Origin of the sequence: Streptomyces sp. NPDC057302, assembly GCF_042667685.1 — a bacterium.
In the GTDB taxonomy this organism is placed as follows: domain Bacteria; phylum Actinomycetota; class Actinomycetes; order Streptomycetales; family Streptomycetaceae; genus Streptomyces.
This window is the reverse complement of the sequence record NZ_JBHUZJ010000014.1, coordinates 44,915-60,394: the sequence shown is the minus strand read 5'-3', so window position 1 is coordinate 60,394 and position 15,480 is coordinate 44,915. Positions and strand designations below refer to the sequence as shown.

Here is a 15,480-nt window from a genome sequence, read left to right as displayed (position 1 = left end):
CGGGGGATCACTTCCTGCCGGGCGTCCAGTTCATGCCCCAGCCGTAGGCGTAGTCGATGGTGCGCTGCGGGCTCACGCCGCGCTCGGGCACCAGATAGCGGGCCTCGCGCTGGACGAAGAGGTCGCCGTTGTTGTTCGTGATCAGCGCGAGCGCGCACACCGTGGAGGGCACCGTGCACTCGTCGAGCGAGAAGTCGATGGAGGCGCCGTGCTGGGGCTGCAGGGTCACGGTGGCGTTCAGGTCGGCGAAGCTGCGCGCGCCTTCGTAGATCGTCACGAAGATGACGATGCGCTTGAAGTCCTTGATGTGGTCGAGGTTGACCGTGAGGTTCTCGCCGCTGGCCACCGCTCCGGTGCGGTCGTCGCCGTCGAGCAGGAGGTACGGAGGCTGGTCCAGCGCCCCGAAGGCGTTGCCGAGCGCCTGGACGACTCCCTTGCGGCCGTCGGCCAGTTCGTACAGGGCGCACAGGTCCAGGTCGAGGTCCGCGTGCATCGCCACGGCCCGGCCGAGCTTGCTGGCCCAGCCCTTGAACTGCTTGCGCACCTCCCAGTTGAGGTTCACGCGCATCGCCCCGGAGGTGCCGCCCTGCTTGGTCAGCGAGACGGAGGGCGCCTCCTTGGTGAGCGTGACCTTGGAGAGGCGCACGGGCTGAGCCGCGGGAGCGGCGGGCGTCCGCGGGGGCGGCGGCGGGGCTTGGACGGGGGCTGCGGGGGCCGGGGTAGGGGTCTGGGTCGGAGGAGGCTGCACCGCGGCCGGGGCGGGCGTCGGCGGTGCCTGCTGCGGCTCGTCCACCGAGATGCCGTAGTCCGTGGCCAGACCCTCGAGACCGCTGCGGTAACCCTGGCCGACGGCGCGGAACTTCCACGCGCCCTGGCGGCGGTAGAGCTCGCCGAGGACGAACGCCGTCTCCACCGTCGCGTCCTCGCTGTCGTAGCGCGCGATCTCGGCGCCGCTCGCCGCGTCGACGACCCGGATGAAGAGGCCGGGCACCTGGCCGAAGGCGCCGCCGTCCGTCGAGGCGGCGAGCACCACGGTCTCGACGGCGGGCTCCACGCGCGCGAGGTCGACCACGAGCGCGTCGGTCACCAGGCCGCCCTCGGTCTTCTTGCCCTCGTGGCGCACCGCGCCCGAGGCGTGGACCGCCTGGTTGTAGAAGATGAAGTCCTCGTCCGAGCGGACCTTCCCGGAATTGGCGAGCAACAGGGCCGACGCGTCGGCGTCCGGCACCCCGGCCCCTGAAGACCACCCCAGTTCGACGCGCACGGCAGGCGCCGGCACGGGAACATTCGATCCTTTAGGCATTGTCATGTCCGCCCCCATCGCAAGTCACCACGTCCGGCAGGCCCGCCGTCCCGTTCATGACCAATCTATTACCCGGACCCCCGGGAGGCCCATGGCCACCGCGGACACCCCGTCGAACGGCCTCCCCGTCAACCGTGCGTCAACCGCCGGTAACCCGCACGGAGCTTGGCTTTTACACGATCTGTACGCCGTTGTGCGACCGATTTTTCCTAAGTTCGCTCGCATTGGGGATGTGGAGTCACTACCGACACGTAAATCAACCCTCTTATCGGTCTCCCCAACCAGCACATCAAGGGCTTAACTTATGTGTCATGACCTCCCCCCGCTCCACCTATGGCGGCGGTTACTACTCCGCGCCGTCCTTCCCGGACACTCCGATCTACGACTCCCTTGTCGCCGAGCGGGGTACTCCTCAGATCGCCCCGATCCGGGTCCCCTCCGCGTACGACACGGGCAGTCACCTGCCCGCGCTCCCGGTAGCAGCCCTGCCCGCTCTGCCGGCGGCCCCGTCCCACCACAACCCGGCGTACGGCTACGCGCAGCAGCCCGCGCCGCTGCAACAGGCGCCCGCGCCGTACATCCCGCAGCAGCCTTCGGCGCCCCGCGGCTACCCGGGCCCGCAGCAACAGCAGCAGCAGCGTCCGCCGGCCGGAACGGGCTACGAGGCCATGCGCCCCGCGGCACCCCGCCCCGCCCCGGCGACGTACGAGGATCCGTACAACCGGCCCTACCGCGGCTACTGATTCGCCCGCATGCGCCCCTGTCAGTGGCTGCTGGCAGGATGACCGCATGCCGAATCCAGCGCTGCACTCGATCCACTACTACCCGCTCAAGGCGGCCGGGGGACACGCTCCGCGTGAGGCCGTCGTCGAGCCCTGGGGACTCGCGGGTGACCGGCGGTGGATGCTGGTGGACAGTGCTGGACGGATCGTCACGCAACGGCCGCATCCGCGCCTCGCGTTGGCCGCCGCCGAGCTCCTGCCCGGCGGCGGCATACGCATGTCCGCTCCCGGCCGGGAGCCGCTGACGGCCGCCGTGCCGCCCTCCGGCGAGAGCGTCATGGTGGAGATCTGGAAGGACAAGGTCGAGGCCGTCCCCGCCGAAGCGGCGGCGCACGCGTGGTTCAGCGCCTATCTCGGCACGGACGTCCGGCTCGTCCACCTCGACGACCCCGCGACCCGGCGCCCCATCGATCCCGCGTACGCCAAGGACGGCGAGACCGTCTCCTTCGCCGACGGGTATCCGCTGCTCCTGACCACCCTCTCCTCCCTCGATGCCCTGAACTCGCTCATCGCCCAGGGCGACCACTCCGACGAGGGACCGCTCCCCATGAACCGTTTCCGGCCGAATGTGGTCGTGGACGGGACGGCGCCCTGGGCCGAGGACGACTGGTCGCGCGTCGCGATCGGCGAGGTCACCTTCCGGGTGGCCAAGATGTGCGGCCGCTGTGTCGTGACCACCACCGACCAGCGCAGCGCGGAGCGCGGCAAGGAGCCGCTGCGGACGCTCGCCAAGCACCGCCGCTTCGGCGACCAGCTGGTCTTCGGCCAGAATCTGGTGCCGGAGACGACCGGATCGCTCCGGCTCGGCGACCCGTTCACGGTCCTCGATTGAAGGTCTTCGACACGGGAACTCGAAGGCCCGGCACGGTCGTTGAGCATGGATGAGAAGGGTGATTTCCCTCTCTCTTCATCCCGCCGAAGCGTGGGCCGTGCCGTTCGCGGTTATGACGGACGCGGAAGGGGGTGCAGGACTGTGCGAGCACTCGTCGGACTCTGGCGCTGGCGGCACAATCCGCTGCGCCGGAAGACCGATCTCGTCGAGGCCTGGGTGGCCTGCGCGGCCGTGCTGCTCATCGTCGTCGCCGCGCCGCTGGCCGGTTTCGCCGTCGGCGGCCTCTCGCAGGACGCCCTGCGGCAGTCGGTGCGGGAACAGCGCGAGATGCGCCACGAAGTGGCGGGCACGGTGGTCAAGAAGGTCTCCAGACCCCCCGTCGATCCCGACCCCGAGACGTCGTCCGCACGGGACAGGCACAGCCGTGTGCTCGCCGAATGGACCGCTCCGGACGGCACGCCGCGCTCCGGCACGGTGCTCGCCGACCTCCGGTCCCCCGACCCGGGCGACCACTTCCGCCTCTGGACGGACGAGCACGGCCAGGTCGTCGGCCGCCCACTGGACGACGCGACCGCGGCCACGCATGCGGCGCTCGCCGGATTCGGCACCGCGGCGGCGGTCACCGGACTCGTCGAGGGAGTCAGGCGGATCGTCCTCTGGCGCATCGTCCTGCGGCGTTATGACCGCTGGGACCAGGCCTGGGACAAGGCAGGACCGGACTGGGGACGCACCGGCACCGGCTCCTGAGAGACCGGCGCCGGCCTCCGGAGCCGGTGAGAGACCGGCGATGACCAGGTGAGAGCCTGGCGATCGGGTCAACTCGCCCTCGCCGCGCGCGCTACGGTGGACCGGCCGAACTCTTCGGCTCCTTGCGCGAGGTCGCGAGGTCCCGCGTACGACAAGGTGGGGGCAGAGCAACTCCATGGCACAGGGCACGGTCCAGGTGACGCACACCGGTACCTCGCGGTGGCGGCGCCGCACGGGTGAGTACGGATCGCTCGCTGCCGCTTTGGAGGCCGCGAGCGACGGGGACGTCCTCACCATCGCCCCCGGCACGTACCGCGAGAACCTCGTCATACAGCGGGCGGTGACGCTGCGCGGCCCCGAGGGCTCCCCCGGCTCCGTACGCATCGCGCCCTCGGACGGGGTGCCCCTCACCGTCCGGTCGTCCGCAGTCGTGCAGGACCTCCACATCGAGGGTCAGGACTCGGCGGCGCCCGCGCTGCTCGTCGAGGACGGAGCGCCCGAGCTCGTCGACGTACGCGTGGTGACGCGTTCGGCGAGCGGCATCGAGGTGCGCGGCGGGGCGCGCCCCACCGTGCGGCGCTGCACGGTCGACAACCCCGGCGGCATCGGCATCGCCGTGCTCGACGGCGGGGGCGGTGTCTTCGAGGAGTGCGAGGTCATGTCGGCCGGTCAGTCGGGCATCGCCGTGCGCGGCGGCGCGCACCCGCGCCTGGAGCGCTGCCGGGTGCACCACGCCTCCGGCGCGGGGCTCTCGGTGACCGGTGAGCACTCGGGGCTCGAGGCGATCGGCTGCGAGGTGTACGAGGTCAAGGGCTCCGGGGTGCAGATCACCGGGCGGGCGGTGGCCCATCTGACCGACTGCGACGTGCACCGCACGACGTCGGACGGCGTCACGCTCGACACGGACGCCGTGCTCACCCTCGCAGACTGCCGGATCCACGACATCCCGGAGAACGCGATCGATCTGCGTTCCCGCTCGGTTCTGACCCTGACGCGTTCCACCGTGCGGCAGTTCGGGCGCAACGGCCTCTCGGTGTGGGACCCGGGCACACGGGTCGACGCCAACCAGTGCGAGATCCACGACAGCACGGGCGACTATCCCGCGGTGTGGGTGAGCGACGGGGCGACGGTCGTCCTGGAGTCCTGCCGGGTGCACGACGTGCCGGACGCGCTGTTCGTCCTGGACCGCGGCTCGCGCGCCGACGTCGTCGACAGCGATCTCTCCCAGGTGCGCAACACGGCGGTCTCCGTGAGCGACGGCGCGACGGCGCAGCTGGACGACTGCCGCATCCGCGAGGCGGCCACCGGCGCGTGGTTCCGCGACCACGGCAGCGGCGGCACCCTGGCCAACTGCACGGTGGACGGCGTCCAGACGGGCGTCATCGTCACCAAGGGCGCCGACCCCACCATCGAGCGCTGCACGGTCACTTCACCCGCGGAGGCGGGTTTCTACGTGTCGGCGGGCGGCCGCGGCAGCCTGCACGGCTGCCGGGTGACCGACAGCGGCGGGTACGGCTTCCACGTCATCGACGGATGTCGTACGACGCTGAAGAAGTGCCGCACCGAGCGGTGCGCGCGCGGCGGCTTCGAGTTCGCCGAGGACGGGCCGCTCGTCGAGGACTGCACCAGCGACGAGAGCGGCGGGGCTCGGACCTCGGCGTCCACGGCGTCCACGGCATCCGCGGCGAAGGAGTCCGCACCGCAGACGGCCACGCAGTCCGTGGGCCTGCTCGGCGCGATCCCCGGGCAGCGCACCACGGACCCGGCGGCCGATGTGAACGCGGCCCCCGAGCCGTCGTCACGCTCGTCGAAGGACGTGCTCGGTGAACTCGACAAGCTGGTCGGCCTGGACAGCGTCAAGCGCGAGGTGCGCGCCCTCACCGACATGATCGAGGTCGGGCGGCGCAGGCAGCTGGCCGGGCTCAAGGCCGCGTCCGCGCGCCGCCATCTGGTGTTCACCGGCTCCCCCGGCACGGGCAAGACGACCGTGGCGCGGCTCTACGGCGAGATCCTGGCGTCGCTCGGAGTTCTGCAGAGCGGGCATCTGGTCGAGGTGTCGCGGGTCGATCTGGTGGGCGAGCACATCGGGTCGACGGCGATCCGTACCCAGGAGGCGTTCGACCGGGCGCGCGGCGGCGTGCTGTTCATCGACGAGGCGTACGCGCTCTCGCCCGAGGACTCCGGGCGTGACTTCGGCCGCGAGGCCATCGACACGCTGGTCAAGCTGATGGAGGACCACCGCGAGGCGGTGGTGGTGATCGTCGCGGGCTACACGGCGGAGATGAAGCGCTTCCTTTCGGTCAACCCCGGTGTGGCGTCCCGCTTCTCACGGACCATCACCTTCGGGGACTACGCGCCCGAGGAGCTGCTGCGGATCGTCGAGCAGCAGGCCGAGGAGCACGAGTACCGCCTCGACACGGGGACGGGCGAGGCCCTTCTGAAGTACTTCACGGCCCTTCCCAAGGGCCCCGCGTTCGGCAACGGCCGCACCGCGCGCCAGACGTTCGAGGCCATGGTGGAGCGGCACGCGGGGCGGGTCGCCCAGTTCGACGAGCCGAGCACGGACGACCTCACCCTCCTGTATCCGGAGGATCTGCCGGAACTGCCGTGACCGCGACGGGCTCGGCGGCCTCCGGCGACCGGGGGCGCGGGGCGGGCACGGCTGGCTTGAGCCGGGCGAGCAGCCGGGCGCGCTCCTCGGCGAAGGCCGGGTCCGCCTGGTAGTCGCCGTGGCCCAGGATCGGTGCGGGCAGCGGGTGCTCCGCGGTGCGTCCGTAGACCAGGGGGTCCTTGAGGGCGTCCCGGTCGACCTGCGGTCCTTCGCCGTCGGGCAGGACCCGGACGGGGCCGCCGATCGGGTCGGTCGTGCGGTGCAGGTTGCGCCAGCAGTCGACCTCGCGGTGCAGCGAGCTGAGGGCGGCCGGGCCGAAGTGGGCGGGGAACCAGCGTCCGTAGAGGCGCTCGAGGGGTGAGCCGTACGTGAGCAGGGCGACCCTTTTGCGGACGGAGGGCCACAGCTGCCAGGCGGCCGCGGCGGCCAGGACGCTGCCCTGCGAGTGGCCGGAGATGACGAGCCTGCCGCCCGTGGCGCGCGTCGCGCGGGTCCAGGTGTGCATGCGCCAGGTGAGGTCGGGGACGGCCCGCTCGGCGTAGCAGGGCGGGGCGAAGGGGTGGGCGGCGCGGGGCCAGAACGTGCCGACGTCCCACAGGATGCCGATGGTGCGGCGCGCGGACGGGTCGCGGTAGGCGCGGCGGCCCCAGGTCACGAACAGTATGAAGCCGAAGCCGATCAGCCAGGAGCCGAGCGCCTGGGAGGTCTCGGCCGCCCCTTCGAAGAAGAGGGGCAGTCCCTGCGCGGCCTCGCTGGGCACCTCCTCGCTGACCCAGGCGCCGACGAGCGCCCCGGCGCCGAGCAGCAGCGTCACCGCCGAGGTGATGCCCACCAGGAGCGGGGCCCGGTCGGTGAGGGCGGCACGCGCGCGTGTGCCCGCGATGCGGCGGCTGCGGGCCGTGTCCTTCGGCTCGCCCGGGTATTCGAGCGGGATGGTCTCCCTCTCCCGGCGGGCCCGGCGCCAGGTGCGCACTCCGAGCCAGCCGCAGAGCGCCGCGAGGACCACGAGGAGGGGCGGGATGACGGACGCCTGCCAGGTCAGGAGCACGGGCGGGCCGTCTATGGTGCCGCCGGAGCCGGGCGCCCCCGCGCCGTCGAGCCAGTCGGCCACGCGCTGCGCGCCGCCGCCGGACATCACGCCGCCGAGCGCGCAGGAGAGCATGGCGACGGCGGGTCCCGCGAAGCCCCGCAGGGCGGTGCGGGGGTCGGGGGCCGTGCGGTAGAGCGCGCGGGCGACCACCGCGAGCGCGATGACCAGGAGCCCTTGGGTCAGGGCGATGCCGCCGAAGGTCGCGTTGCCCGGCAGCCTGCCCTCGGAGGTCCAGCCGGGGCGTGACCACCCGGCGTACAGGAGGGTCAGGACGAGCAGGGTGAGTGCGCCCAGGGGCAGCCGGTTGATCAGCTTCTTGTCGAGCCGCCGGTCGAGCTTGTTCTCGCTGCGGCCTCTGCGCCAGACCACATGGACGACGAGCGCCCCTCCTAGGAGGAGGGCCACCTCGAGGGTCCAGCCGAGGACGTCGAGCAGGGCGGGCCCGCCGGGCCGCCGGTCGTGGCTCGCCGCCGATGTGCCGACCGCGGCGGCCACCGTGAGGAATCCCGCGGCGGTGTGCGCGGCGCGCAGCCGGGCCACGAGACGGCGTCCGTACCAGAAGCCGGGCCTGCCGAGCGCGGTGCGTCCGGCCTCCTCCTCCGGGTCGTCCTGGTGGGGCAGCGGCGTCTGGGACTCGTACGCGCTCCAGGTGCGCTGGGACAGGTACCAGAGCAGTCCGGTGAGCGCGGCGGGCACGAGCGCGGCGAGGGCGAGGCGGCGTCCCGGCTGGCTCCACCAGCCGCCGTGCCCGGAGGCGTCGGGCGCGAGGAAGCCGAGCCACGCGCGCTCGGCGGCGCACTCGGGGGTGCCCGCGCACTGCCAGGCCGTCAGGTCGATGGCGACCTCGCAGGCGGCGGCGACGAGCAGGACGGTGAGGGTGAGTCCGGTGAGGCGCACCAGGAGGCCGTACGTACGGACCGTCCTCCTCATGCGGCGCGACGTGGGACGCATCCAGTGCGCGAGATTGACCACCATGAAGGGCAGCAGCAGGAGCCACAGGGCCCGCGAGCCGTTCCCGGAGGTCAGATTGCACCAGACGTACGCCTCGGGGACCGGCTTGCCCCGGTAGTCGTCGGGGCGCTTCTCGGCGTCGGCGTCCTCGCTGCGGCGGAAGACGGCCGCCGTCTCGTCACCGGAGACGCGGACGGTCCTCGGATCGCCCAGCATCTCTTCCGGTGTGGTGCCCCCGACTCCGTGGACGAGGAGTTCGAGAGCTGTCTCTTCTCTTTGATCAGCCGCCACTGTTCCGCTTCCCCCGAAAGTGCGCGCGTTCCCCCGAACGTGCGCGTGGTCAGGCCTGAAGGATCTCCGCTGACGGCCCCGTCCACACCTCCCGTCACGTAATCTCCCCGTTCAGGGTGAGTGCGCGGTCTCGGGCGGTGGGTCGCCTGTCGGTGGCGCATGCGAGGATGAGCCAGCGCATTTGACGGGTGCGACGGGTGTGACGAGGAGAAGGGCCGGGACGGACGTGAGTGAGAATCAGAACCTCCTCGCGGAGCAGCGCCGCGCCCTCATCCTCGACGAGGTACGACGCCGGGGCGGGGTCCGTGTCAATGAACTGACCCGCAAGCTGGGTGTGTCGGACATGACGGTCCGCCGGGACCTCGACGCGCTGGCCCGCCAGGGCGTCCTGGAGAAGGTGCACGGCGGCGCCGTCCCGGTGGTCGAGGCGAGCACGCACGAACCGGGGTTCGAGGCCAAGTCGGGCCTGGAGCTGAACGCCAAGGAGGACATCGCGCGCACCGCGGCCTCCCTGGTGGCGCCGGGCACGGCGATCGCGCTCTCCGGCGGCACGACGACGTACGCGCTGGCCCACCACCTCCTCGACGTGCCGGACCTGACGGTGGTGACGAACTCGGTGCGGGTCGCGGACGTGTTCCACTCCGCGCAGCGCACCTCGGGCCAGCGTCAGGGCGCGGCCACCGTGGTCCTCACGGGCGGCGTGCGCACCCCATCGGACTCACTGGTCGGCCCGGTCGCCGACCAGGCGATCCGCGCTCTGCACTTCGACGTGCTCTTCCTGGGTGTGCACGGCATATCGGTGGAGGCCGGTCTGTCCACGCCCAATCTCGCGGAGGCGGAGACCAACCGGCGTCTGGTGCAGTCGGCGCGGCGGGTCATCGTGGTCGCCGACCACACCAAGTGGGGCACGGTGGGCCTGAGTTCGTTCGCCACCCTGGAGCAGGTCGACACGCTCGTGACGGATGCCGGGCTCCCCGCGGGGGCGCGGGTGGAGATCTCCGAGCATCTGCGGCGCCTGGTGGTCACGGGCGAGCCCGACGAGCCGATCGCCGAGGAACGGTCCGACCAGGGCGAGCACGGCGAGAGCGCCGGACAGGCGGAGAACGCCGGGAGCGACGCAGACATCTGACGGCCCGCCAGCTATGGTGACGGTGCGCGGTCAACCACCCGATCCTGCTTGGGGGCTGAGTTCGATGGCACGCCGACTGAGGCCCGTGGGGCTGGAGTTCGCCGAGTCCGCTCCGTTGCGTCTGGTCTTCGCCCGCGAGGTGAGCGCGCCACCCGAGACGGTGTACCGCGCCCTCGCCGAGGACACGGCCAACTGGCCCGAGTGGTTCACGGCCGTCACGCTGTGCCGGCCCACCGAAGGCGCCGACGGCGGCAAGGGCCGCGAGGTCCGCCTCAAGGGCGGCACCCGCTTCTGGGAGACCGTCGTCGCGACCGATGTGGCAGAGCGGTACGCCTACCGCGTCGACGAGTCGAACGCCCCGGGCCTGCGCGCCCTCCTGGAGGAGTGGCGGCTGACCCCGGCCGGCACCGGCACCCGCGTGCAGTGGACTTTCGCCGCGGACGGCGCCGCGCCTTTCCGCTTCACCCTGAAGCTCGCCAGGGCGGGCATGGGCCGGGCCTTCCGCGACGCCGTCACGAACCTGGACCGACGCCTGGCTGCGGCCAACGCCTGAGCCCTTTGGAGTCCACCCGCTAGACCCAAGTGCCGTTCGCAAGCAGCGACTTGATGGCAGCCTCGTACGGCGTGATGTCCAGGCCCTGTTCGGCCAGCCACGTGTCCGAGTAGTACTTGTCCAGATACCGGTCACCCGGGTCGCAGAGGAGCGTGACGACGCTGCCGGTCTGACCCGCGGCCACCATCTCGGCGACGATCTTCAGGGAGCTCCAGAGTCCGGTTCCGGTGGAGCCGCCCGCCTTGCGGCCGATCGCCTGCTCCAGGGCCCGCACGGCGGCGACGCTCGCGGCGTCCGGCACCTTCATCATGCGGTCGATCGCGCCGGGCACGAAGCTCGGCTCCATCCGGGGCCTGCCGATGCCTTCGATGCGGGAGCCGCAGTCGCTGGTGGCGTCCGGGTCGTGGTTGGTCCAGCCGTCGAAGAAGCAGGAGTTCTCCGGGTCGGCGACGCAGAGCCTGGTGTCGTGCTGCATGTAGTGGACGTAGCGGGCGATGGTCGCCGATGTGCCGCCGGTGCCCGCCGTGGCGACGATCCACGTGGGTTCCGGATAGCGCTCCAACCTCATCTGCTGGTAGATCGACTCGGCGATGTTGTTGTTGCCGCGCCAGTCCGTGGCCCGCTCCGCGTAGGTGAACTGGTCCATGTAGTGCCCGCCGGTCTCGACGGCGAGGGCGGCCGACTCGGCGTACATCGTGCGTGAGTCGTCCACGAAGTGACACTGGCCGCCGTGGAATTCGATCAGTCGACACTTCTCGGCGCTGGTCGTGCGGGGCATCACCGCGATGAAGGGCACCCCGATCAGCTTCGCGAAGTACGCCTCGGAGACGGCCGTCGAGCCGCTGGAGGCCTCGATGACCGGCCGCCCCGGCCGGATCCAGCCGTTGCAGAGGCCATAGAGGAAGAGCGATCGGGCAAGGCGGTGCTTGAGGCTGCCGGTCGGGTGGGTCGACTCGTCCTTGAGATACAGGTCGATGCCCCACGCCTCCGGAAGCGGGAAGCGCAGCAGGTGGGTGTCGGCCGAGCGGTTCGCATCGGCCTGGACCTTGCGCACGGCTTCTTTGAGCCAGGCCCGGTACTCGGCGTCGCCGCGGTCCACGTCGAGCGTGGTCATCGGCCCATCGGCTTGATCCTGCTGTGTGGTGCTCACCGCGCGGCTCCTAGGCGTCAATGCGGGCCGCGCTCCGAGCGGGCCGGACGCCTCGATCATATGCACCTTCCGCACGCTTCTCACCTGCATAAACACACCTTTGAGACCCTCAAAGGCACACCTGGCGCAGTCGGCTGGTACATAGACACGGCACACTGATGAGGGGACGTCGTCCACTTATGACCACGTCTTCATACGCACTGGTGCTCGACGCCAGGTGCGTGCAGACTGCACCGCACGGGGCGGCGGTCTCGTACAAAACGGCATACCGAATCGCTCAAGGGGGCGGAACGTCATGGCGGAGCCGGATTTCACGGCTACAGGCGTGCGGATCGGACGACGGCTGCGATCCCTCACCCGGGCGGGTCAAATCCGTATCACCGACGGCAGGTTCGAGCTACTGACCAGTTATGGCAGGGAGATCGACAGCGCGCCGGTCCAGGCCGTGCGGGCCGGAAAGCCTTGGTTCGCCGCCGACGACCGGGCCCTTGCCGAACTGAACGGCACGCGCTACCGCCTCACCCTCGCCGATCATGATCCGGCGCCCGGCAAGGCAGGTCCGCCGACGGTACGCAAGTTCATCGACGCGGTGCGCAGGGCCGGAGGCCACAGGGCACGCGCCTGAGGAACCCGCGCGCTTGCCGCGCGGGCGGTGCGCGTCCCCGCCCACAGCCCGACGCAGGCGGTGCGAGTTGCACGCCCGCACCCCCTGAGTCACTCTGGTGTCACATCACTCTGGGTTCACCGGCGATGACGCTGCGAACCAGCCCGCCGGCCGCAACAGCAGCCGGCAGACCCCGCGGCCGCTGCTGAATCCGATCGTCGCCTTCTTCCGGACGCAATTCGGGGAGTCGCAGCCGTGATCAGCCAGCCAAGCAGGTATTGCACGGTCGAGCTTCAGGCTCAGCCGTCGCGGATCGGCCAGGTCCGCAGAATCGTATCGGCGCAGTTGCGCTACTGGCATCTCGATCCGTTGATAGACCAGGCCGCGCTCGGTGTGACCGAGCTCCTGACCAACGTGCACCGGCACGCACAGCCGGACAAGGTGTGCACCGTGGAGATCGAGCTGCTGCTCGACCGCCTCACCGTCTCCGTGCACGACCACGATCCCCGCCTTCCTCAGGTGCGCGACGCGGAACCGTTCGCGACCTGTGGCCGCGGGCTCGCCATGGTCGCCGCGGTCAGCGAGAGCTGGGGGGTACGCCCCCACGGTGACACGGGCAAGGTCGTCTGGTTCACCCTTCCGGCCCCTACGTCCGCCGCAGCACTGCCGTCCAGGTACCCGGCGTACGGCGCGGCCACGGCCGAGCCCTTCGCGGACCTGGGCGCAGGGCCGCGGTCCCTCGCCGACGGCCACGCGCCCGGACATGCTCCCGCCCGGTCGGCCGTTGTCGGCTGACCGGGCGGTGACAGGCTCCGCGGGCCGGGCAGTTCCCGCCTCCGCGGGCGGGGCGTCCTACGTCACTCGGTGGCGATGGCACGCAGGACGTCCAGGCGTGCGGCCCGCCGTGCCGGACGCAGACCCGCGAGGGCTCCCGCCGCCAGGCCCACCAGGACGACCACCGACAGTTGCACCGGTGGCACCGCGAACGCGAAGGCACTGCTCGTCGCGCCGTCCGAGGCCTTGACCAGCACCCAGCCGAGGAAGCCGCCGAGCACCAGGCCCCCGGCCGTGCCGAAGGCGGCGACGAGCACCGACTCCCAGCGGACCATGGCCCGCAGCTGCGCCCTCGTCTGCCCGACGGCACGCAGCAGGCCCAGCTCACGGGTCCGTTCGTGGATCGCGAGGGTCAGCGTGTTGGCGATGCCCAGCAGGGCGATCAGAACGGCGAGCGCGAGCAGGGCGTACACCAGCGTGAGCATCATGTCGATGCCGCCCGCCGCGGACTGCGCGTACTCGTCGCGGGTCTGCACATCCGGATTGCCGTACTCCTGCGCGGTCCTGGAGACCGCGGCCTTCCCAGCGTCCGCGCTCACGCCGTCCTTGAACGTGACGGACACGAGGCTGTCCGCGTCCTGCATGCGGTGCGGCGCCCAGGCCTCGCGGCTGATGACGTAGTCCCCCGCAAGCTCCGAACGGCCGTACAGCGCGCGGACGGTGAAGGTGGCCTTCTTGCCGTCGGTGAAAGCCAGTTCGGCCTTGGAGCCGACCTTGAGGTCCTGCTTGTCGGCCTCCTCGCGCGTGATCGCGATGCCGTCGGCGCCGAGACCGTCCAGGGATCCGTCGACCTTGCCGAGGTCGAAGGACTTGGCGAAGGGCCCCGGGTCGGTGACGGTCAGGGCCCGCCCCTTCCCGTCGACCTCGGCCGCGCCCTTGCCGAGGCCGACCGCGGTCGCGACCTCCGGCCGCTCGGCGAGCGCGGGGGCCAGCTTGGGGCTGAGTCCGCTGCCGCCCGCGCCGAAGCCCGGGGTGCTGATGGCGAGGTCGCCGGCGAAGGAGCGGTTGACCGTCTGGTCCATCGTCGCCTTCAGCGAGGCGCCGAAGACCGTGAAGAGCGAGACGACGGCGACACCGATCATCAGGGCGCTCGCGGTGGCGGCGGTCCGCTTGGGGCTGCGCAGGGCGTTGCGCCGGGCGAGCCCGCCCGAGACGCCGCGCAGCCGGTCGAGTGGCCCGCCGAGAATTCGAACCGCTCGCGAGGAGGCGACCGGCCCCAGCACCACGAACGCGGCGAGCGCGAGCACCGCACCGGCCCCCGCCAGCCACATGGACGGGCTGACCAGGACGCCGGTCAGCGAGAGACCGACGGCGGCGAGCGTGAGGACCGTGCCCACCACGGCACGTGTGCGCGAGGCTCCGGAGTGGTCGACCGCCGTCTCGCGCAGGGCGGCCAGGGGTGCGGTGCGCCCGGCGCGTACGGCGGGCAGGAGGGCGGAGCCGAGGCACACCACGATGCCGACGGCCAAGGGCAGCAGCATCGACAGGGCGCTGACCACCAAGTCGCCCTCGGGGAAGGGGAATCCGATGGCTGGGAAGAGCGCCTGGAGCCCGGCCGCGATCCCGATGCCACCCGCGAGGCCGGCGGCGGACGCCACCACGGCGACCACGCTCGCCTCGACCAGCGTGGAAGCGGTGACCTGCCGACGCGAGGCGCCGAGTGCGCGAAGGAGGGCGTTCTCGCGGGTGCGCTGGGCGACGACGATCGCGAAGGTGTTGTGGATGCTGAAGGTGGCGACGAGGAGGGCGACGCCGGAGAACACGAGCAGGAAGCTGGTGAAGAGCGTCAGGAACTGGCCGGAGATGTTGTCGGTGTTCTCCGCCGCCGACGCCTCACCGGTGATTGCCTCAACTCCCTTGGGCAGTACGGGAGTCAGCGCGTCGACCAGTTCTTGCTCGCTCACGCCGGGTCCTGCCCGCACCTGGATGGTCGCGGCCTCGCCGGGCTTCGGTGTCAGGTACTTCTCCGCGTCGGCCTGCGTCATGCCGGTGAAGGTGGTCTGCGCCATGCCGTCCTCGCCGCCGAAGGTCGCGAGGCCCACGATCGTCACCTTGACGGGGTCGGGGGTGCGCAGCGTGGTCGTGTCACCGATCTTCAGGTCGCCGGTTTCGGCGGCGCCCCGGTTGACGACGACCTCGCCGGACTTGGCGGGGGCGCGGCCTTCGGCCAGCTGGTAGGCGTTCAGCTCGCGGTCGTCGATCCAGTTGCCCGCGAGGGTGGGCGGGCCTTCGCCGCCGATGGGCTCCTTGTCCTTGCCGAGGAGCTGGCCCGCGCCCTGGATGCCGGGCGCGGCGGCGGCGACGCCCTCGATCTGCTCGATCTGCTCGACGAGGGAGGTCTTGACGGGCCGGCGGGTGCCCTGGCTGTCGTCGGGGGTGGTGATGGTGTCGGCGCTGCGGACGACTGCGTCGGTGCCGCTGGTCGCGTTGCCGAACATCGTGTCGAAGCTGCCGCGCAAGGTATCGCCCATGACGAGCGTGCCCGCAAGGAAGGCGACACCGAGCATGACCGCGAGGAACGTACCCGCGAAGCGCCGCTTGTGGCCGCGCAGCGAGGACAGGCTGATGCGCGCGGACGCGCTCAGGGAACCGGTCGGGGAGCC

Annotated in this window: 12 protein-coding genes; 8 read left to right on the top strand and 4 right to left on the bottom strand. The window is 71.5% G+C overall.

Annotated elements, in window-relative coordinates; translation table 11 throughout:
- Window positions 1-7: 7 nt before the first annotated feature.
- Window positions 8-1,321 (bottom strand): TerD family protein, encoded by a 1,314-nt coding sequence (locus ACFUPX_RS13355; protein ID WP_383320434.1) that lies wholly within the window; start codon window positions 1,319-1,321, stop codon window positions 8-10.
- A 293-nt stretch (window positions 1,322-1,614) separates the two neighbouring features.
- Here ACFUPX_RS13355 and ACFUPX_RS13350 point away from each other — a divergent pair, with 293 nt between their 5' ends.
- The 4 genes from ACFUPX_RS13350 (at window position 1,615) to ACFUPX_RS13335 (ending at window position 6,275) form a co-directional block, all read left to right on the top strand.
- Window positions 1,615-2,046 carry a DUF6643 family protein gene (locus tag ACFUPX_RS13350; protein ID WP_383320432.1) on the top strand — a complete coding sequence of 144 codons (432 nt, stop codon included), beginning with the start codon at window positions 1,615-1,617 and terminating at the stop codon, window positions 2,044-2,046.
- Between the two features lie 46 nt (window positions 2,047-2,092).
- A complete protein-coding gene (locus tag ACFUPX_RS13345; RefSeq protein ID WP_383320430.1) occupies window positions 2,093-2,917 on the top strand; it encodes an MOSC domain-containing protein in 825 nt (274 codons plus the stop codon).
- Between the two features lie 141 nt (window positions 2,918-3,058).
- Window positions 3,059-3,664, top strand: coding sequence for a hypothetical protein (locus tag ACFUPX_RS13340; protein WP_383320428.1), 606 nt, complete (start codon window positions 3,059-3,061; stop codon window positions 3,662-3,664).
- A 175-nt stretch (window positions 3,665-3,839) separates the two neighbouring features.
- The gene (locus ACFUPX_RS13335; RefSeq protein WP_383320426.1) at window positions 3,840-6,275 is read left to right on the top strand and encodes a right-handed parallel beta-helix repeat-containing protein; all 2,436 of its coding nucleotides are present in this window, start codon (window positions 3,840-3,842) and stop codon (window positions 6,273-6,275) included.
- On the opposite strand, the gene ACFUPX_RS13330 is transcribed toward ACFUPX_RS13335, so the two are convergent.
- Window positions 6,235-8,532, bottom strand: a complete 2,298-nt coding sequence (locus ACFUPX_RS13330) for a hypothetical protein (RefSeq protein WP_383320563.1) — start codon at window positions 8,530-8,532, stop codon at window positions 6,235-6,237. The two genes, ACFUPX_RS13335 and ACFUPX_RS13330, sit on opposite strands and share 41 nt — an antisense overlap.
- A 301-nt stretch (window positions 8,533-8,833) precedes the next feature.
- Here ACFUPX_RS13330 and ACFUPX_RS13325 point away from each other — a divergent pair, with 301 nt between their 5' ends.
- Together ACFUPX_RS13325 and ACFUPX_RS13320 are read left to right on the top strand one after the other, a co-directional pair.
- Window positions 8,834-9,736 carry a DeoR/GlpR family DNA-binding transcription regulator gene (locus ACFUPX_RS13325; RefSeq protein ID WP_383320424.1) on the top strand — a complete coding sequence of 301 codons (903 nt, stop codon included), beginning with the start codon at window positions 8,834-8,836 and terminating at the stop codon, window positions 9,734-9,736.
- A gap of 64 nt (window positions 9,737-9,800) precedes the next feature.
- Window positions 9,801-10,289, top strand: a complete 489-nt coding sequence (locus ACFUPX_RS13320) for an SRPBCC family protein (protein WP_383320422.1) — start codon at window positions 9,801-9,803, stop codon at window positions 10,287-10,289.
- 19 nt (window positions 10,290-10,308) lie between these two features.
- Here ACFUPX_RS13320 and ACFUPX_RS13315 read toward each other — a convergent pair whose 3' ends face one another.
- Complete coding sequence (locus ACFUPX_RS13315; protein ID WP_383320561.1) at window positions 10,309-11,403, bottom strand: PLP-dependent cysteine synthase family protein; 1,095 nt, start codon at window positions 11,401-11,403, stop codon at window positions 10,309-10,311.
- Between the two features lie 331 nt (window positions 11,404-11,734).
- On the opposite strand from ACFUPX_RS13315, the gene ACFUPX_RS13310 reads away from it, so the two are divergent.
- Together ACFUPX_RS13310 and ACFUPX_RS13305 are read left to right on the top strand one after the other, a co-directional pair.
- The gene (locus ACFUPX_RS13310; RefSeq protein WP_383320420.1) at window positions 11,735-12,064 is read left to right on the top strand and encodes a hypothetical protein; all 330 of its coding nucleotides are present in this window, start codon (window positions 11,735-11,737) and stop codon (window positions 12,062-12,064) included.
- Window positions 12,065-12,298: 234 nt separating this feature from the next.
- Entirely contained in the window at window positions 12,299-12,838 is a 540-nt protein-coding gene (locus ACFUPX_RS13305) for an ATP-binding protein (protein WP_383320418.1), read from the top strand.
- 62 nt (window positions 12,839-12,900) lie between these two features.
- Here the strand turns inward: ACFUPX_RS13305 and ACFUPX_RS13300 are convergent, their stop codons facing one another.
- The gene (locus ACFUPX_RS13300) at window positions 12,901-15,462 is read right to left on the bottom strand and encodes an ABC transporter permease (protein ID WP_383320559.1); all 2,562 of its coding nucleotides are present in this window, start codon (window positions 15,460-15,462) and stop codon (window positions 12,901-12,903) included.
- Window positions 15,463-15,480: the final 18 nt, after the last annotated feature.